The organism is Pseudomonas sp. 05N431 (assembly GCF_056397005.1).
This window is the reverse complement of sequence record NZ_JBFTMN010000001.1, coordinates 572408-590067: the sequence shown is the minus strand read 5'-3', so window position 1 is coordinate 590067 and position 17660 is coordinate 572408. Positions and strand designations below refer to the sequence as shown.

The following is a 17660-nucleotide window of genomic DNA, read 5'->3' as shown; positions in this document are numbered from 1 at the left end:
GCAGGACCGGTGGGAGCGGGTTTGCTCGCGAAGAGGGCGTGTCAGTCCCATCAAAGGTGTCTGCCACACCGCTTTTGCGAGCAAGCCCGCTCCCACAAGGATTGTGGCGTTTGACACTTTTACTGATCGGCATCAGGACCCAGTGAGGTTTCATAAGTAGTGATGGACTTGTTTCGCAGTGCTCCGATAGCTCAGCCCTTGGCCGCCCGTTTACGTGCGGCCAACCTGGACGAGTACGTCGGTCAGGAACACCTGTTGGCCCGCGGCAAGCCGTTGCGCGAGGCGCTGGAGCAGGGTGCCTTGCACTCGATGATTTTCTGGGGGCCGCCGGGCGTGGGTAAAACCACTCTGGCGCGGCTGCTCGCGGAAGTCTCGGATGCGCACTTCGAAACGGTCTCGGCGGTGCTGGCCGGGGTCAAGGAGATCCGCCAGGCGGTGGAAGTCGCCAAGCAGCAGGCCGGGCAATATGGCCGTCGAACCATTCTGTTCGTCGACGAAGTGCATCGCTTCAACAAGTCGCAACAAGATGCCTTTTTGCCGTACGTCGAAGACGGTACGCTGATTTTCATTGGCGCGACCACCGAAAACCCATCCTTTGAACTGAACAACGCACTGCTGTCCCGTGCCCGCGTCTACGTGCTCAAGAGTCTCGACGAAACTGCGCTGCACAAACTGGTGCAGCGGGCGTTGACCGAAGAGCGCGGCCTGGGCAAGCGTCAGCTGAGCCTCGGCGATGACGGCTTCAAGATGCTGCTCAGCGCCGCTGACGGTGACGGCCGGCGTCTGCTGAACTTGCTGGAGAACGCCTCCGACCTGGCCGAAGACGGCACGGAAATCGGCGTCGAGCTGCTGCAAAGCCTGCTCGGCGACACCCGTCGACGTTTCGACAAGGGTGGCGAAGCGTTTTACGACCAGATTTCTGCGCTGCACAAATCGGTCCGTGGTTCCAACCCGGACGGCGCGCTGTACTGGTTCGCGCGCATGCTCGATGGTGGCTGCGATCCGTTGTACCTGGCCCGGCGCGTGGTGCGCATGGCCAGCGAAGACATCGGCAATGCCGATCCGCGCGCTTTGAGCCTGTGCCTGGCGGCGTGGGATGTGCAGGAGCGACTGGGCAGCCCTGAAGGCGAGTTGGCGGTCGCGCAAGCGATTACCTATCTGGCCTGTGCGCCGAAAAGCAACGCCGTTTATATGGGCTTCAAAGCCGCCATGCGCAGCGCTGCCGAGCACGGCTCGCTGGAAGTCCCGCTGCATTTGCGCAATGCCCCGACCAAGTTGATGAAGCAACTCGGTTACGGCGACGAATACCGTTATGCCCACGACGAACCGGACGCTTACGCTGCTGGTGAAGATTATTTCCCGGAGGAGCTGGAGCCGCAGTCGTTCTATCGTCCGGTACCGCGTGGCCTCGAATTGAAGATCGGCGAGAAGCTCAATCACCTTGCGCAGCTGGACCGTCTGAGCCCCAAACAGCGGAGAAAACCTTGATTCCCTTGATCGTTGCGGTCTCCGTCGGCGGTGTTGCTGGCACCTTGTTGCGTTTCGCTACCGGCAACTGGATCAACGCAAATTGGCCGCGGCACTTCTATACCGCTACGCTGGCCGTTAATATCATTGGCTGCCTGTTGATCGGCTTTTTGTACGGTCTGTTTATGCTGCGCCCGGAAGTGCCGATTGAGGTGCGTGCCGGGTTGATGGTGGGCTTCCTTGGCGGCCTGACAACTTTTTCATCCTTTTCACTGGATACGGTGCGCTTGCTCGAAAGCGGGCAAGTGCCGCTGGCCCTGGGCTATGCGGCGATCAGCGTATTCGGCGGGCTGCTCGCGACGTGGGCTGGCCTATCCTTGACCAAACTTTGATAAACGAGAGACCGACATGCTCGATTCCAAACTGTTACGTAGCAACCTTCAGGACGTAGCGGATCGCCTGGCATCCCGTGGCTTCAGCCTGGATGTTGCGCGCATCGAAGCGCTGGAAGAACAGCGCAAGACCGTCCAGACCCGCACCGAAGCACTGCAGGCTGAACGTAATGCGCGCTCCAAATCCATCGGTCAGGCCAAGCAGCGCGGCGAAGACATCGCGCCGTTGATGGCCGACGTCGAGCGCATGGCGAACGAGCTCGGTATCGGCAAAGTCGAGCTGGACGAGATCCAGACCGAGCTGGACTCGATCCTGCTGAACATTCCTAACCTGCCACACGAGTCGGTGCCGATTGGTTCCGACGAAGAAGGCAACGTTGAAGTGCGCCGCTGGGGCACGCCGACCACCTTCGACTTCGAGATCAAGGATCACGTCGCGCTGGGTGAGAAGTTCGGCTGGCTGGATTTTGAAACCGCAGCCAAGCTGTCCGGTGCCCGTTTCTCCCTGCTGCGTGGGCCGATTGCCCGCCTGCACCGCGCACTGGCGCAGTTCATGATCAACCTGCACACCAGCGAGCATGGCTACGAAGAAGCCTACACGCCATATCTGGTTCAGGCGCCGGCCTTGCAGGGTACCGGTCAACTGCCGAAGTTCGAGGAAGACCTGTTCAAGATCAGCCGCGAAGGCGAAGCCGATCTGTACCTGATCCCGACCGCTGAAGTGTCGCTGACCAACATCGTGGCTGGCGAAATCGTCGATGCCAAACAACTGCCGATCAAGTTCGTCGCCCACACCCCATGCTTCCGCAGCGAAGCCGGTGCGTCGGGCCGTGACACCCGCGGGATGATTCGTCAGCACCAGTTCGACAAGGTCGAAATGGTCCAGATCGTTGAGCCATCGACTTCGATGGAAGCGCTGGAAAGCCTGACCGCCAACGCCGAGAAAGTCCTGCAATTGCTGGAACTGCCATACCGTACCCTGGCGCTGTGCACCGGCGACATGGGCTTCAGCGCGGTCAAGACGTACGACCTGGAAGTGTGGGTTCCGAGCCAGGGCAAATACCGTGAAATTTCGTCGTGCTCCAACTGCGGCGATTTCCAGGCCCGTCGCATGCAAGCACGTTTCCGTAACCCGGAAACCGGCAAGCCCGAGCTGGTCCACACCCTGAACGGTTCCGGCCTGGCGGTCGGTCGTACCCTGGTGGCGGTGCTGGAGAACTATCAGCAGGCCGACGGTTCGATCCGCGTGCCAGCGGTGCTCAAGCCGTACATGGGCGGCCTTGAGGTCATCGGCTAAATGGAATTTCTGCCGCTGTTTCACAACCTGCGCGGCAGTCGTGTGTTGGTCGTCGGTGGAGGGGAGATTGCCTTGCGCAAATCCCGTCTGCTGGCCGACGCCGGCGCGCTGTTGCGGGTCGTTGCACCTGAGATCGAAGCCCAGCTGCGTGAGCTGGTGCAGAACAGTGGCGGCGAGCTGGTGTTGCGCGGCTATCGTGAGTCGGACCTCGACGGTTGCGGGCTGATCATTGCCGCTACCGACGACGAACCGCTGAATGCGCAAGTTTCCAAAGATGCTCATCGGCGCTGCGTGCCGGTCAACGTGGTGGACGCGCCGGCCCTGTGCAGCGTGATCTTCCCGGCGATCGTCGACCGTTCGCCGTTGGTGATTGCGGTTTCCAGCGGCGGCGATGCGCCGGTGCTGGCGCGGTTGATCCGCGCCAAACTGGAAACCTGGATTCCCTCGACCTACGGCCAACTGGCCGGGTTGGCGGCGCGTTTTCGCAACCAGGTCAAAGGTCTGTTCCCGGATGTGCAGCAGCGTCGGGCGTTCTGGGAAGAGGTGTTCCAGGGGCCGATCGCGGATCGTCAATTGGCCGGGCAGGGCGCTGAAGCCGAGCGTTTGCTGCTGGCGAAAATCAACGGCCAATCCCCCAACGCTCCAGGTGAGGTGTATCTGGTAGGCGCAGGGCCGGGTGATCCGGATCTACTGACATTCCGCGCCTTGCGGCTGATGCAGCAAGCCGATGTGGTGTTGTATGACCGTCTGGTGGCGCCAGCGATTCTTGAGCTGTGCCGTCGTGATGCCGAGCGGATTTATGTCGGTAAACGACGTGCCGATCACGCGGTGCCTCAGGACCAGATCAACCAGCAATTGGTCGACCTGGCCAAGCAGGGCAAACGTGTGGTGCGGTTGAAGGGCGGTGATCCGTTCATTTTCGGCCGTGGTGGCGAAGAGATCGAAGAACTGGCGGCCCACGGCATTCCGTTCCAGGTCGTACCGGGCATTACCGCTGCCAGCGGTTGCGCGGCCTACGCCGGGATTCCGCTGACCCACCGTGATTACGCGCAGTCGGTGCGTTTTATCACCGGCCACCTGAAGGACGGCACCTCGGATCTGCCGTGGAGCGATTTGGTCGCACCCGCGCAAACCCTGGTGTTTTACATGGGGCTGGTGGGACTGCCGATCATCTGCGAACAACTGATCAGGCATGGTCGTTCGGCGGACACGCCAGCGGCATTGATCCAGCAGGGCACGACGCCGAATCAGCGTGTCTTCACCGGCACACTGGCCGACCTTCCACAACTGGTGGCGGAGCATGAAGTGCATGCGCCGACTTTGGTGATCGTGGGAGAAGTGGTGCAACTTCGCGAGAAGCTCGCCTGGTTTGAAGGCGCCCAGTCGCAAGTCTAAGGACCGCGTCGTGCCCTTCGCGAGCAAGCCCGCTCCCACATTGGACCGTGTTCAACCACAGAATCATGGCTGAACATAGATCAAATGTGGGAGCGGGCTTGCTCGCGAAGGGGTCATCAAACCCGACACATCCTATGGATCAAACCTCGGTCTTGCGCCAAACCCCTTTCCCGCTCAACCGCTCCCGATCATGGGCAACGGTGAAATCCTGCGCCGGTCCCTTCGGCACAATGCCGGTTGGATTGATCGTGCGATGGCTCGCGTAGTAGTGCCCCTTGATGTGGGTAAAATCCACGGTGTCGCTGATCCCCGGCCACTGATACAGCTCGCGTAGCCAGTTCGACAGGTTCGGGTAATCGGCGATCCGCCGCAGGTTGCACTTGAAGTGGCTGTAATACACCGCATCAAAGCGAATCAGCGTGGTGAACAGGCGAATGTCCGCCTCGGTCAGGTACTCGCCTGCCAGATAGCGCTTCTGGCCCAGCCGGTTTTCCAGCCAGTCGAGTTCACTGAACAACTCATCAAACGCCTCTTCATAGGCCGTTTGCGAGGTGGCAAACCCGGCGCGATACACGCCGTTGTTCACCGCCGGATAAATCCGTGCATTCAGCTCATCGATTTCAGCGCGCAAAGGTTGCGGGTAGAAGTCCAGGCCGTTGCCGGTCAGACCGTCGAAGGCGCTGTTGAACATGCGGATGATTTCCGCCGATTCGTTGCTGACAATGCGTTTTTGCTGGTTGTCCCACAGCACGGGCACCGTTACGCGGCCGGTGTAGTTGGCAGTATCGGCGGTGTAGCGCTGGTGCATGAACGTGAGGTGGTCGAGCTTGTCGCCAGTGGAGCCGAAGGCCTTGTCGAAGGTCCAGCCGTTTTCCAGCATCAGCCAGCTGACTACCGACACATCGACCAGGCTTTCCAGGCCTTTGAGCTTGCGCAGAATCAGCGTGCGATGCGCCCAGGGACAGGCGAGCGAGACATAGAGGTGATAGCGGCCGGCTTGCGCAGGGAAGCCACCTTCACCGCTGGGACCAGGTTTGCCGTCAGCGGTCAGCCAATTGCGGCGCTGCGCTTGTTCGCGCTGGAACGCGCCATCCTTGCTGCTTTCGTACCACTGATCACGCCAATGCCCTTCAATCAGCAAACCCATCTTGAACTCCAAAGTCGTTAAACGTTGGAGTTGAGTCTATTCCGATCCCTTCGAACAAAAAGCGCAAAGGTTGAGCGTTTATGATCGATTAAATAGATTTGTTGCGAGCATCCCAGAACTGCTGAGCCTTGACGAAGGCTTCATCACGCGGTGTACCGAGACCGCGCAAGGCCAGGGCCATGGTCGAAATCAGCGCCATTTGCGGGTAGCTGTCGACCACATCGCCGCGCCATACGGCTTTCAAGTGTTCCGGATCGAGGCTTGCCGGTTTGACATGGCGTTGCGCCGACAGCTGCGGCCATTCCTCGTCCCAGCTCTCACCGCCAGTGGTGCCGTACAAGTGACTATCGGCATCCGGGTTGATCTCGATCTCACCGCCATCGCCCTTGACCACGATCGCGTTATCGCCCAGCAAGCCACTGGCGTCGCGATGTACGCCCTGATAGCCGGGGTGGAAGATGCTTTGCAGGCCGCAGCGCGCACCCAACGGATTGAGAATCCGTGCCAGCGAGTGGATCGGCGAACGCAGGCCGAGAGTGTTGCGCAGGTCGATCATCCGTTGCAGTTGCGGCGCCCAGTCGCCCAGCGGGATGAACGCCAGATTGCCTTGTTCCAGCGCCTCACCGACTTGTTGCCAGTTACGGCACAGCGGGATCTGCAATTGCTCGAGCAATTGCTCGCTGTACAGCCGCCCGGCGGTATGTGCACCACCGCCGTGCATCAGGATCCGCACGCCGTTTTGCGCCAGGCACTTGGCCGCCAGCAGGTACCACGGCAGGTGGCGTTTCTTGCCGGCGTAGGTCGGCCAGTCCAGATCGACCGCCAGCGCTGGCGCGTTCAACCGCTCGCGCAAGGCTTCGGTGAAGCCCGCCAGCTCTTCCGGGCTTTCTTCCTTGTGCCGCAGCAGCATCAGGAAGGCACCGAGTTGAGTGTCCTCGACCTTGTCGTCGAGCAGCATGCCCATGGCCTCGCGGGCCTCTTCGCGGGTCAGGCTGCGGGCGCCGCGTTTGCCTTTGCCGAGAATCCGCACGAACTGCGCGAAAGGGTGTTCGGCAGGTGTTTCAGTGATCAGTGGGGCGAAATCGGTCATAGACAATTCGTCGGTTTGGGCAGGCCCGCCAGCTTGGCGGCAAGTTTGGCGGGAGTGCCTTTGAACAATCGGTTCAGGTGCAGGCTGTTGCCCTTGTCCGGGCCCAGCTTCAGCGCGGTGTATTTGATCAACGGGCGAGTGGCCGGCGACAGCTGGAACTCCTGATAGAAGCCGCGCAGCAGCTCAAGGATTTCCCAGTGTTCGGGGCTCAGCTCCAGTTCTTCGGCGGCAGCCAGCGCCGTGGCGACTTCGGCGGACCAGTCACCGAGATCAACCAGGTAACCGTCCTTGTCCAGATCGATGTGACGAGCGCCTACGGTGAGCGAATTCATAGCCAGCTGTTGACCTTGTCGTAGTGAATCGACAGTTCGACAAAGGCCGGATAGTCGACGCTTTTGACCCAGTCAGGCACCTGCAATCCGCGGGCCTGAACGTCTTCGTCGAGGACGAACAGGCGCAAGGTTTCGCTGTGTGCTTGCAGTGCGCTGAGTGGCGCAGTGCCGGGTTGCAAGGCGTAAACCGCATCGCCGCTGAGCAGAACCGCATCGCTCGCGCCGAGCAGGCGCAGGCAACTGGTCAGCCGGTTATCGGTAAACGGCGAGTGAGACAACACATGCAAAGTCGACATCAGAGGGTGATCACTTGGTCATAACGGTCAATAACAGCCGAGATTTGCTCAGCAGCCAGCACCTGCAACGGGTCGAGGCTCAAGGCCGTCGGCACCAGGCCGCGTGCGGTTGCGCTGTCGCCACACACATACAGGTCTTCTATACCAAACAACCCAAGCGCCTGCAGGTTGGCGCTGAGGTCTTTTTGTTGCACGGCTTTGGCGACCTGCCCGGTGGCGAGCTGGAACACGCCGTCATCGAGAAACAGCAGGCCGATCGGCAAATCGAAGGCGCCGCCGGCGAGTACGATATCCAGCGCTTCACGGGCGCTTGGGCCAGACCAGGGTGCCTGCCGGCTGATAATCAGCAACGATTTAGGCATGTTTCATGGCCCTCCAAAACAGATCAGGCGATCGGCGTCTTGCACCGCATCGTGCAACTGCCCGAGCCCGGACAATTCCCACGGTGCGCCGACATTGATTGCCGTGCGCTGATAACGCCTGGCTTCTGCTTCATCCAGCACGCCACGGCGCAAGGCGGCGGCAATGCAGACCACGCCGTCGAGCTGGTGCTCGCTGACGAAGGTGCGCCATTGCAGCGCCAGGTCCTGCTCGTCCTGTGGCGTAACGACGTTGCTCGACGCGTTGTAAACGCCGTCCTGATAGAAAAACAGCCGCACGATCTCGTGCCCACCGGCCAGCGCTGCCTGGGCAAACAGCAGGGCGCGGCGCGAGGAGGGCGCGTGTGCGGCGGAAAACAGCGCAATGGCGAACTTCATGGTGAACTCTGACAACAAATCTGCGGCCATGATAAAGCTTTATCGCCGGTGCGGCGAAGGGCGATTCAGCGCGGCATGTAGCCCAACTGCCAACGCCGTGGAATCTTCAGCGAAACAACCCCGAGCACGCCGGCCAGCAGGCCACTGGCGTACAGGGCTTGCAGGCCGAGATGGTGTTCGAGCACCGCGCCCAGGACGGCACCGGCAAACATGCCGGTCCAGGGGATCAGCTGCACCCGCCAGCCATTGCGGCGTTCGCCGAGCAACCAGCGTCCCAGACCACGACCAAAGCGTGACAGGGCGCCTGTGACATAGGTCAGCCCGACCGGAAAGCCGTTGACCTGTTCGACAGCGGCATTGAGCATTCCCATGGCAAGGATCGCTGCCAGCAACGCCGGGTATTTAGCCTCGAATGGCCACGCAGCCGCGGCGCACAGCAGGGTGGCGATGCTCAGCATCAATGGCAGGGCGCGTCGACCGCCCATGCGACTGACCACAATGCCCAAGGCGTTGCCGACGACAAACATGGCGACCAGCACCAGCAAGCGTAAGGTCATGCCCAGATCACCGTTGCTGATCGCCACCGCCAGGCGGGTGGTGTTGCCGCTCATGAAGGAGACGAAGTCGCCGGTGGCCATGAAGCCAATAGCGTCGGTCATGCCGGCCAGCACTGAAAGATTGGCCACCAGCAACATACCGATCCGGCCGCGCCATTTCTGCACGTGCAACAGGCCGGGCGTATGGGCGCGATTAGGTGAAGATGGCAGCATTTGTCAGCTCTCGAGACCATGCAGTTTGCGATATTCCTTCCAGTCCATGCCGGCCATTTGCGCCACTTCCTTGTGCACCTCCAGCCGCCGGGCTTCATAGTCCTCAACAGTGGCCACGGTCAATTGCAACGTCAACTCCCAGGCAAACAGGCCCAGACGCTCGGCTTCCGCCTCGTAGGCCTCATGCAGCCGTTCGTTGCGATACTGCGCCATGGTTTCGCCTTTGGCCTGGGCGGCCAGAGGGTTCAGGTGATCGAGTTCTTCGCGTAACGCCGGTCGTGCATTGAGAAATCGTTGCAGCGCCAGTTCGTGTTGCGAGTCGATGGGGGCCATGGACCGTCCTTGTCAAAGGGAAAGTATGCGCGTCTTGAGGGCGTTTGCCTTGACGCGGGTCAGGAGGTCTTTTTCTTGTTGGCTTTGGCCTCGGCCGCCAGACACTCCAGCGCAAACTGCTCGGTGTAGGTCATCTGGATCGGTGTGGTTTCACCTTTGACAGTTCTTTCGCCATCGAGGATGTAGCGAATGCGCTTGTCGGTCACGCCAATGCGTTTGGCGATCCACGACGGGGTCTGGCCGATCTGGCTGATCAGCTTGTCGGCGTAGTCGATGGAAGGTTTGTAGAGTTCGGCATTGGGGGTCATGGGCTTTCCAGAAAGGTTGCTCGGCGCGACGCGCCAATTATGGCGCGACAGGGTGCGCGAATCGGCACGGTCTGTCGCCCTCTATATGAAGTAAAGCAGAGCGGCGCCGAGGACAAGGCATGAGGAACTGGTGAGTCTGGCGCTTCGGGACGGCCGCTTGCGGTGATACAGTCAGCGTTTTGCGAATAAGGAAACACAATGCGTATTTTGATGGTGGCGCTGGCTGGCGTGTTGCTGGCGGGTTGCGCGGGATCGACGATGAAAGAAGCGCGCTCCCAGAGCCCCTACAAGACGCTCGCCTCGAACAAGCCTGACCTGGTCGTCGCCCAATGTGTGCAGTTTGCCTGGCAGGATGAGGCGGTGTTCGGTGTCGACGCCAGTGGTTACCTGCAACCTGGCGAAACCGGCGGTTTCACCGTTTACACCCGTTCGGCCGAGTCCTTCATCGACGTGCAAGGCGGCGCATTGAAGTACTACGCCACTCAGGACAACTGGGTTGCCAAGCGCCGACTGGCAGCACTGGCAACCTGTCTGTGAGTCAGTGAGCGTCAGGTGTTTGGCTCAGCGGCCGTCAGGCGTTTCTGAAAAAAGAAGCGCTTGCTGCCCGGCGGGTAATCGGCAATCTGCCCAATCTCGGTAAACCCCAGCTTCTTGTAAAACTCCGGTGCCTGGAATTCGAAGGTGTCGAGGTAAATCCCGATGCAGTTCTTCTCCCGTGCCAGCTCTTCGGCCATCTGCATCAGCCGTGAGCCGGTGCCCTGGCCGCGTGCCTGTTCAGGCACCGACAACAAGTCGATGAACATCCATTGGTAAAACAGTTTTGCGTAGAGCCCGCCGAGGATTTCGTCGCTCTGTTCATTGCGAACCAGCAGGGCAATTTCCTGGTAGTGACCTTCGCCGGCATGGGCGATGTTGTAGGCGCGCAGGGGGTTGATAATCGCCTGGCGTTCTTCGGGTAGGGGGTTTTGCGACAGCTCGATGCGCAGTTTCATTCGTGACGTCCTTGTAACGGTATTGGGAGCAATCGATACCGAGACTACCGCGTGTTGTTAACGAAGTGAATGGCTGTGATGCGCAACTGTCTTGATGTGAATCGTTCCGATTGCGGGGTTGTGTTGTAGTACTTTTGCCAGTCTATACGTAGGAATTAGTACATTTAACTGTATGGATAGCCAGTATTTATTGAGTCCGGCTCAAAAACGCGACCGAAACGCGAAAAAAGCGCCCGTGGACTTCACCTGTCATTCGGTTAGGTTGAAAGCGTTCCTCAGGAAGGAACGTTCTTAATCAACGGAGTGAAAAAATGAACAAGCCACAAACCCAACCGCAACTCAAACATGGTCGTGTCACTACCCCTGCCAGCCGCGGCTCTGTCGCCATGGAGGTCGGTCTCCTGGAAGGATGGCAGGTCAACGAAATGGAAGGCGGGAAGAACTTCCCGTCACTGACCGCCGGACCTTTCCCCGCACCGTATCAGACGGACAGCGACAGCGTCGCACCACCGGCTGATGGTTTTATTCTCAGCGGCGGCAAGACTGATGCTCGTGATTGCATCAACTTCACCAACGAGGAAATGAGCAAAAAGCTCAACCGCCCATTTACCTGGCCACTGCTGAACGTGAACCCGGGCCAGACCTTTCATGTCACCTGGCAGTACACCGCGCCTCATACCACCCGCGGCTACAGCTGGTTCATCACCAAGGATGGCTGGGACCCGAAACAGCGCATCAGCCGTGCGCAACTCGAGGCCAAACCGTTCGCGGAAGACTTCTACACCCAGGTGCCTTATTACGCGCACAGCAGCGAGCTCAAAGCCAAAGTCGAGCATGAAGTGAAGTTGCCAGCAGGCAAGAAAGGCCATCACGTCATTGTGCTGCTGTGGATTGTCGCCAACACCGGCAATGCGTTCTATCAAGCCTTCGACGTGGACTTCAAGTAAGGCCTCGCTCGCCGAGTGAAAGCAAACAGGTTCTAAAGGATTAGAGCCGAAAGCCCGGTAGCGCTGCCGGGCTTTTTTGGTTTCAGCCGTCGCTGCGGCCGTCACGCTGATGGAATACCATGGCGCCCTCTGACAACAAACAGGATGGATTGTCATGTCGAATACGGCCGAGCGCGTCAACATCATTGAGTCCAAGGTGTTGTCCCACGACTGGTACCTGCTGAAGAAAATTACCTTCGATTACCTGCGCAACAACGGCGTTTGGCAGCGCCAAACCCGTGAGGTCTACGACCGAGGCAATGGTGCCGCCATTCTGCTGTTCAACCGTGCGCAAAAAACCATCGTACTGACCCGCCAGTTCAGGTTGCCGGTCTTCGTCAACGGTCATGACGGCTTGCTGCTTGAAGTGGCAGCAGGGTTGCTGGAAGGCGCCTCGCCGCAGGAGCGCATTCGCGCCGAAGCCGAGGAGGAAACCGGCTATCGCGTTCACGATGTGCAGAAAGTATTCGAGGCTTACATGAGCCCGGGGTCGGTGACCGAGAAGCTGCATTTTTTTGTGGCTGAATATGATGCTGCTTCACGCGTCGGATCGGGGGGTGGGTTGGAGGCGGAAACTGAAGACCTTGAGGTGCTGGAGTTGAAGTTCGATGAGGCACTCGAGGCGTTTTACAGTGGGCAGATCGTCGACGCGAAAACCATCATGCTGCTGCAGTACGCGGCGATGAAGGATCTTTTTGCGACGGTGTAGACCGGCGTTTCTGCTGGGCAAAAAAAAGCCCGCGGGAGGAGGCGGGCCGAATGTTTCTTGAATGAGCGGCGAGGAATATAAGCGTTCAGCGTCGAAATCACTGTGAAAGATGTTTCATATGTCATGCCGGGCCGTTCGACCGTTCGACCTATTCAGCCCACAGAACGCCAAACCGGGTGTAAGTTAGGTCCGGACCTGTCTGTACTTGAATGGAGGTGACTATGAGTGCTCCGATGCTTAGCAAAATGCAGATGAACGGTTATCAAGTGGTCAGCGTCAACAGCGGTCTCTGGAAGGTCTGTACCCGTAACGACCGGCTCGGGTCCTTTGGCAGCCGAGAAGAAGCGCTGGCTTACGCCGCATCGTTGCCTGCCCGTGCATCCAGAACGAAACCCGTTTCCAATACACAGTGAGGCGAGCATCTGGATGAGTGTGTCGGCCTTGCTTCCAGCCGCCGCAAATGAAAAAAGAGCCCGCTTTCAGCGGGCTCTCTTGTCAGGTGTTATCGGTCGACTGAGGTTTGCGTCGATCCTTGCCGGCAGGGTTGCCGGTGTTCAGAAGTCTTCTCTCCACCAGTACGTTTTCAAGTGCCTGGCGGTCTGAAGGTTGCAGCTGATGTTCCCTCTCTTTGAGCTCAAGCAGGATCGGGCTGGACCAAGTGCGATAGGTCCGCTCGGCCATTCGAATCGGGTTCATTTTCGTCTCCCAGACCAAGTGTTCGCTAACAGCGCGATGCGTTTCCATATCGCGAAAATCCTAGTCGAGAAACCTCGGTGTCGCCACCTGCTCAGCCATTGCTTTTGTGATTGCCACTGATGATCTTGCCGATCGGCGTGATGAGATCAGGTCTCTGGTTCTTCACGTTGCCGATCGCCATATCCACCTTGAACCACTCGAAGGTTTCAGCAGGTTCGCCCTGGTGCAGCACCATCTGCTCGGCGCTCTCCTTGGGCATTGCCAGGTTGAGCCACTCTCGGGCCAACTCCGGCGACAGCACCACCGGTCGCCGATCATGCAGATCGACCAGGCCACCTCCACTGTCTGCGGTGAAAATCACAAAGCCATCGTCTTTCTTCGGTTCCCGGCCACCCGCAGGGTACTGACCAATGGCCGCGCAGAGTATGGGGGCCCGATCCCGGCGCCGGATAAGGTAAGGCTGTTTATTTGGGCCGCCTTCATAAACCCATTCGAACCAGTTATCGATGGGTACGATGGCGCGGTGCGGCCAGATCGCCCGGAAGAATGAGCCGTGTGCGACTTTCTCGACTCGGGTATTAATCGGCACAGAGTTGTCTTTCGACCAGGCCGGTCGCCATCCCCAGCGTACCCGGTCAGCGTGCAGGGTTTCACCTTCGAGGTGGAAGAGCGCGACCTGGGTCGAGGGCGCGACGTTGTACAGACCCAGAGGCTGGTCGCCCACAGTGTTGACCAGGGCATTGGGCATGCTCAGCGCCGCGACGAAGTCGTGGATACCTCGGTACTGCGAAAGTCTTCCACACATTGGAAAATCCTCCGGTGGAGCTTTCAGCTTAGCCGAGTCGCGCCGGGGGTGGAGGCGTCGCGAGTGGATCTATTGTCTGAAGGGCTGGCAGATCGCGGGAGGTACGGGCCAGCAAACGCTCAATGGCTCCGGTCATCAGGTTCTCCAGCAGTTCGTTGCGTTCCCGATCATCCAGCGGGTGCAGCGCCAGCCAGCTGGGTGCGCTGTTGAGCATGCTGGCAATGGTGTGCCCGGCAGCCAGTAGCCCTTGCTCACTGAATCGGGGCGAGGGGCAGAGGATCATCAGCAATTGCCGTTCGTAATGCTCCTGCAACTGCCGAACACGCGCTTGCTGATCCTCGTTCAGGCAACCGCTGTCGCGCTCCACCAGGCGAAAATGCCAGGGCATTTCCCGATGCAGGTTCAGGTGTGCATGGATGACGTTGTGCAGGCTGCCGTGCAGGTCTCGCGGCTGTCGCTCGATGCGTCCGAGGGTTGCCAGCAGCTCCTCGTAAAACTCTTCGATGAGGTCGAGTAGCAAGTGCTGCTTGCTCGGGTAATGGTGGTACAGCGAGCCTGGGGCAAGCCCCAGGAACGCTGCCAGCTCACGCATGCCGACCTGGCCAAAACCCTTGCTGGCAAACAGCTCCAGGGCCTTGTCCCGGCTCTCGGCAAAGCGTGAGCAACGCTCAGCCATAGGTATGGAAACCTCGGCCGGTCTTGCGCCCCAGGTAACCGGCCGCGACCATTTCCTTGAGCAGCGGAGCGGGGCGGTACTTGCTGTCGTTGAAGCCGTCGTAGAAGGCCTGCATGATCGCCAGCAAGGTATCCAGGCCAATCAGGTCGGCCAGAGCCAACGGACCTATCGGCTGGTTGCAGCCCAGACGCATGCCCGCATCGATGTCTTCGGCGCTGGCCAGGCCCTCCTGAAACACCAGGATCGCTTCGTTGATCATCGGCACCAGAATCCGGTTCACCACGAAACCCGGACGGTTACCGGCGGTGATCGCGGTCTTGCCCAGGCGTTGCGCCAGTTCCAGGGCCAGGGTGTGCGTGGCGTCGCTGGTTTGCAGGCCGCGAATCACTTCGATCAACCCCATCACCGGCACCGGGTTGAAGAAGTGCAGGCCGATGAAACGCGCCGGCGAACTGACGCTGGCGGCGAGCTCGGTGATCGACAGCGATGAGGTGTTGGAGGCGATTACGCAGTCGGCGCTGACCTGAGCGGCGATCTGTTGCAATACCCGCAGTTTCAGTTCGAGGTTTTCGGTTGCGGCCTCGATCACCAACTGCACATTGTGCAGGGTGCTGTAGTCGGTGCTGGTGCGGATCTTGTCCAATGCCGCGAGCTTTTGCTCCTCGGTCAGTGACGCCTTGGCGACCTGTCGGTCGAGGTTCTTGCCCACGGTCGCCAGCGCTTTTTGCAGGGCGCTGTCGGAGATGTCCAGCAAGGTCACGTTGAAACCGGCCAGTGCGCAGATTTGCGCAATGCCGTTGCCCATGGTGCCGGCGCCGATGACGCCAATGTTCTGCAGATTCATCTTCAAGTCCTTCCCGTCAAACCCGTTCGAACAGCACGGCAATGCCTTGGCCGCCGCCAATGCACATGGTCGCCAGGGCATAACGTCCCTGAATCCGATGCAGTTCGTGAATGGCTTTGGTCGCGATGATTGCGCCAGTGGCGCCCACCGGATGGCCCAGGGAGATGCCCGAACCGTTGGGGTTAACCTTCTCGGGATCGAAGCCCAGCTCTTGCGCCACGGCACAGGCCTGGGCCGCGAAGGCTTCGTTGGACTCGATCACATCAAGGTCGGCAACGGTCAGGCCGGCGCGTTTGAGCACCAGGCGGGTGGCGGGAATCGGACCCAGGCCCATCATTGAAGGCTCAACGCCGGCGTGGGCATAACCCACCAGTCGGGCCATCGGCTTGAGGCCTTGTTCCTGGACAACTTGCCCGGTGGCCATGATCAGCGCGCCAGCGCCATCATTGAGGCCAGAGGCGTTGCCGGCGGTGACGCTGCCGTCTTTTTTGAACGCGGGTTTCATGCCGCTCAATTGCTCGAAGCTGACCTCTGCCCGTACATGCTCATCCGTGGCAAACGAAACCGTGCCTTTGCGGCTCGCCACTTCGATCGGCACGATCTGCCCGGCAAAACGTCCTTCGGCAATCGCCCGGGCGGCACGCTGCTGGCTGAGCAGCGCCAGTTGATCCTGGGTCTGACGGGAGATGCCGTAGTGCTCGGCGATGTTTTCTGCGGTGATGCCCATGTGGAAGCCGGCAAACGGGTCTTGCAGCGCACCGAGCATGTAGTCGATGCCCTGAATGTCGCCCATTCGTGCCCCCCAGCGCGCCTGTGGCAACAAGTAGGCACCACGGCTCATGGACTCGACACCACCGGCCAGCACGGCAGATGCATCACCGAGCATCAGACTTTGTGCCGCACTGACAATCGCCTGCAGACCCGAACCGCAGAGGCGGTTGACGTTGAAGGCCGGGGTCTCTTTCGGCAGGCCGGCATTCATCGCCACGGCCCGTGAAATGTAGGCGTCGCGTGCCTCCGTCGGAATCACATGCCCCATCACCGCATGGCCGATGTGCTCGGGCGCCAGGCCTGAACGTTCAATGGCTGCGCGGCACACGTCGGTTGCCAACTGGATAGGTGGTACATCCTTGAGTGAACCGCCAAAACTGCCGATGGCAGAACGGACCGCGCTCACAACAAAAATATCGGAAGGGTTCATGTGGGTTTCCTGAAAGAGGTCTTTTTTGTTGGTCACGAGTCTAGAATCAGCAACGCCGCTGGCCTATGCCGGAACTGTTCAACGGTGATGGCGTTTTTTGCCACTTTCAGATGATGAGGAGAGAGACGATCACATGCGGGATACGGATTCGGTGGCGGTCTATTTCATGTATCCAATGATCCATGCCCTGCGTGAAAATCCGCAGCGCCTGCGGTCGGTACTCGAGCAGGTGGGAATCGATCCGGCACTGATGGATCAGCCTACGGCACGGGTGCCGGCCACGGCTTTTGCGGCGTTATGGCTGGTGCAGATTCGTGAGCTGAATGACGAGTTTTTTCAGCTGGACTCCCATGGCATGCCGCCAGGCAGTTTCGCCTTGATCTGTCGGGCATTGATTCAGGAGCCGACACTGGAAAAAGCCATGCGTCAGTGCCTGGCCAATTTCGGCCTGTTCCTGCGGGATTTTCGCGGCACGTTAACGGTGCGTGGCAAGCGTGCAGTCATCAGCTTGCAGACTCAGGCGCAAAACAGCGACGTCGCGCATTTCGGTGAGGAGACGTTTCTGGTGTTGATGATCAGTCTGCTGTGCTGGCTGGGCGGGCGGCGCATTCCCATCGATCGTGCAGACTTTCGTCATGAGCGGTTGTCGCTCAATGATGATTCAATGCTCTGGGGTGCCAACCTGACCTTTGGCGCCGAGCGCACCGAGATCGAGTTCGACAGCCGTTATCTGCAATTGCCGGTGGTACAGGACCTTGCTTCGCTCAAGGCATTTTTGCGCAGTGCGCCGCAGTGGCTGGTGATTCGTTTCCGTAACCAGCATGGCTTGGCCTCGCAGGTTCATCAGCGTTTGCGCAACAGCCATTACAGCCAATGGCCGACCCTGGAGGCGTTTGCGCTCGAACAGCATTTGAGCCCCAGCACCGTTCGCCGAAAACTGGAGCGTGAAGGCTGTTCATTTCAGGAGATCAAGGACGAAGTACGCCGCGGTGTTGCCTTTGAACAATTGCGCCAAACCCAATCGAGCATCACCGCGATTGCCGAGCAGATCGGGTTTCAGGAGCCCAGCGCGTTCCATCGGGCGTTCAAGAAATGGACCGGTGAGAGTCCGGGGCGTTACCGGGCGAGGTTTCAGGGCAAGCGCCTCGATGCTTGATGTGTACCCG

24 protein-coding genes are annotated in these 17660 nt (G+C 59.7%); 9 read left to right on the top strand and 15 right to left on the bottom strand.

Annotated elements, in window-relative coordinates:
• Nucleotides 1-162 precede the first annotated feature (162 nt).
• Genes AC1DIG_RS02715 through cysG form a run of 4 tightly spaced genes read left to right on the top strand, consistent with a single transcriptional unit; the run spans nucleotide 163 to nucleotide 4551 of the window.
• Nucleotides 163-1488, top strand: a complete 1326-nt coding sequence (locus AC1DIG_RS02715; RefSeq protein WP_020723510.1) for a replication-associated recombination protein A — start codon at nucleotides 163-165, stop codon at nucleotides 1486-1488.
• On the top strand, nucleotides 1485-1859 hold the full coding sequence (gene crcB / locus AC1DIG_RS02710; protein ID WP_477766025.1) for a fluoride efflux transporter CrcB: 375 nt from the start codon (nucleotides 1485-1487) through the stop codon (nucleotides 1857-1859). Before AC1DIG_RS02715 ends, crcB begins: the two co-directional genes overlap by 4 nt.
• Nucleotides 1860-1875: 16 nt before the next feature.
• Nucleotides 1876-3156 (top strand): serine--tRNA ligase, encoded by a 1281-nt coding sequence (gene serS, locus AC1DIG_RS02705; protein WP_477766024.1) that lies wholly within the window; start codon nucleotides 1876-1878, stop codon nucleotides 3154-3156.
• The gene (cysG, locus tag AC1DIG_RS02700) at nucleotides 3157-4551 is read left to right on the top strand and encodes a siroheme synthase CysG (protein ID WP_477766023.1); all 1395 of its coding nucleotides are present in this window, start codon (nucleotides 3157-3159) and stop codon (nucleotides 4549-4551) included. It begins immediately after the preceding gene.
• A gap of 139 nt (nucleotides 4552-4690) precedes the next feature.
• On the opposite strand, the gene AC1DIG_RS02695 is transcribed toward cysG, so the two are convergent.
• The 9 genes from AC1DIG_RS02695 to AC1DIG_RS02655 form a co-directional block, all read right to left on the bottom strand.
• On the bottom strand, nucleotides 4691-5698 hold the full coding sequence (locus AC1DIG_RS02695) for a glutathione S-transferase family protein (protein WP_477766022.1): 1008 nt from the start codon (nucleotides 5696-5698) through the stop codon (nucleotides 4691-4693).
• A gap of 88 nt (nucleotides 5699-5786) precedes the next feature.
• Nucleotides 5787-6770: a glycosyl transferase family protein gene (locus tag AC1DIG_RS02690; RefSeq protein WP_477766078.1), complete on the bottom strand. Its 984-nt coding sequence runs from the start codon at nucleotides 6768-6770 to the stop codon at nucleotides 5787-5789.
• Nucleotides 6771-6784: 14 nt separating this feature from the next.
• On the bottom strand, nucleotides 6785-7120 hold the full coding sequence (locus AC1DIG_RS02685; protein ID WP_477766021.1) for a TusE/DsrC/DsvC family sulfur relay protein: 336 nt from the start codon (nucleotides 7118-7120) through the stop codon (nucleotides 6785-6787).
• A complete protein-coding gene (gene tusB, locus AC1DIG_RS02680; RefSeq protein ID WP_477766020.1) occupies nucleotides 7117-7416 on the bottom strand; it encodes a sulfurtransferase complex subunit TusB in 300 nt (99 codons plus the stop codon). The genes AC1DIG_RS02685 and tusB overlap by 4 nt, the downstream gene beginning before the upstream one ends.
• A complete protein-coding gene (gene tusC / locus AC1DIG_RS02675) occupies nucleotides 7416-7778 on the bottom strand; it encodes a sulfurtransferase complex subunit TusC (protein WP_477766019.1) in 363 nt (120 codons plus the stop codon). Before tusC ends, tusB begins: the two co-directional genes overlap by 1 nt.
• A 3-nt stretch (nucleotides 7779-7781) precedes the next feature.
• Nucleotides 7782-8174 carry a sulfurtransferase complex subunit TusD gene (gene tusD / locus AC1DIG_RS02670; RefSeq protein ID WP_477766018.1) on the bottom strand — a complete coding sequence of 131 codons (393 nt, stop codon included), beginning with the start codon at nucleotides 8172-8174 and terminating at the stop codon, nucleotides 7782-7784.
• A 65-nt stretch (nucleotides 8175-8239) separates the two neighbouring features.
• Nucleotides 8240-8944: a YoaK family protein gene (locus tag AC1DIG_RS02665; RefSeq protein ID WP_477766017.1), complete on the bottom strand. Its 705-nt coding sequence runs from the start codon at nucleotides 8942-8944 to the stop codon at nucleotides 8240-8242.
• A 3-nt stretch (nucleotides 8945-8947) separates the two neighbouring features.
• Nucleotides 8948-9277, bottom strand: coding sequence for a DUF6388 family protein (locus AC1DIG_RS02660; protein WP_477766016.1), 330 nt, complete (start codon nucleotides 9275-9277; stop codon nucleotides 8948-8950).
• 59 nt (nucleotides 9278-9336) lie between these two features.
• Nucleotides 9337-9585 (bottom strand): hypothetical protein, encoded by a 249-nt coding sequence (locus AC1DIG_RS02655; protein WP_477766015.1) that lies wholly within the window; start codon nucleotides 9583-9585, stop codon nucleotides 9337-9339.
• Between the two features lie 198 nt (nucleotides 9586-9783).
• Here AC1DIG_RS02655 and AC1DIG_RS02650 point away from each other — a divergent pair, with 198 nt between their 5' ends.
• Nucleotides 9784-10122 carry a hypothetical protein gene (locus AC1DIG_RS02650; RefSeq protein WP_019689855.1) on the top strand — a complete coding sequence of 113 codons (339 nt, stop codon included), beginning with the start codon at nucleotides 9784-9786 and terminating at the stop codon, nucleotides 10120-10122.
• A gap of 11 nt (nucleotides 10123-10133) precedes the next feature.
• Here AC1DIG_RS02650 and AC1DIG_RS02645 read toward each other — a convergent pair whose 3' ends face one another.
• Entirely contained in the window at nucleotides 10134-10577 is a 444-nt protein-coding gene (locus tag AC1DIG_RS02645) for a GNAT family N-acetyltransferase (protein ID WP_477766014.1), read from the bottom strand.
• A gap of 311 nt (nucleotides 10578-10888) precedes the next feature.
• On the opposite strand from AC1DIG_RS02645, the gene AC1DIG_RS02640 reads away from it, so the two are divergent.
• The 3 genes from AC1DIG_RS02640 (at nucleotide 10889) to AC1DIG_RS02630 (ending at nucleotide 12685) form a co-directional block, all read left to right on the top strand.
• Nucleotides 10889-11524: a lytic polysaccharide monooxygenase auxiliary activity family 9 protein gene (locus tag AC1DIG_RS02640; protein ID WP_477766013.1), complete on the top strand. Its 636-nt coding sequence runs from the start codon at nucleotides 10889-10891 to the stop codon at nucleotides 11522-11524.
• Between the two features lie 154 nt (nucleotides 11525-11678).
• Entirely contained in the window at nucleotides 11679-12272 is a 594-nt protein-coding gene (locus AC1DIG_RS02635) for an NUDIX domain-containing protein (protein ID WP_477766012.1), read from the top strand.
• Between the two features lie 221 nt (nucleotides 12273-12493).
• The gene (locus tag AC1DIG_RS02630; RefSeq protein WP_477766011.1) at nucleotides 12494-12685 is read left to right on the top strand and encodes an SPOR domain-containing protein; all 192 of its coding nucleotides are present in this window, start codon (nucleotides 12494-12496) and stop codon (nucleotides 12683-12685) included.
• Between the two features lie 82 nt (nucleotides 12686-12767).
• Here AC1DIG_RS02630 and AC1DIG_RS02625 read toward each other — a convergent pair whose 3' ends face one another.
• The 5 genes from AC1DIG_RS02625 to AC1DIG_RS02605 all read right to left on the bottom strand — a co-directional run bounded on the left by AC1DIG_RS02625 (nucleotide 12768) and on the right by AC1DIG_RS02605 (nucleotide 16494).
• Complete coding sequence (locus AC1DIG_RS02625) at nucleotides 12768-12968, bottom strand: hypothetical protein (RefSeq protein ID WP_024264678.1); 201 nt, start codon at nucleotides 12966-12968, stop codon at nucleotides 12768-12770.
• A gap of 91 nt (nucleotides 12969-13059) precedes the next feature.
• A complete protein-coding gene (locus AC1DIG_RS02620) occupies nucleotides 13060-13773 on the bottom strand; it encodes an SOS response-associated peptidase family protein (RefSeq protein WP_477766010.1) in 714 nt (237 codons plus the stop codon).
• A 28-nt stretch (nucleotides 13774-13801) separates the two neighbouring features.
• Nucleotides 13802-14455, bottom strand: a complete 654-nt coding sequence (locus tag AC1DIG_RS02615; protein WP_477766077.1) for a TetR/AcrR family transcriptional regulator — start codon at nucleotides 14453-14455, stop codon at nucleotides 13802-13804.
• Entirely contained in the window at nucleotides 14442-15293 is an 852-nt protein-coding gene (locus tag AC1DIG_RS02610) for a 3-hydroxybutyryl-CoA dehydrogenase (protein WP_477766009.1), read from the bottom strand. Before AC1DIG_RS02610 ends, AC1DIG_RS02615 begins: the two co-directional genes overlap by 14 nt.
• A 16-nt stretch (nucleotides 15294-15309) precedes the next feature.
• Entirely contained in the window at nucleotides 15310-16494 is a 1185-nt protein-coding gene (locus tag AC1DIG_RS02605) for an acetyl-CoA C-acyltransferase family protein (protein WP_477766008.1), read from the bottom strand.
• Nucleotides 16495-16627: 133 nt separating this feature from the next.
• Between AC1DIG_RS02605 and AC1DIG_RS02600 the strand changes: the two genes are divergently transcribed.
• Nucleotides 16628-17650: an AraC family transcriptional regulator gene (locus tag AC1DIG_RS02600; protein ID WP_477766007.1), complete on the top strand. Its 1023-nt coding sequence runs from the start codon at nucleotides 16628-16630 to the stop codon at nucleotides 17648-17650.
• Nucleotides 17651-17660: the final 10 nt, after the last annotated feature.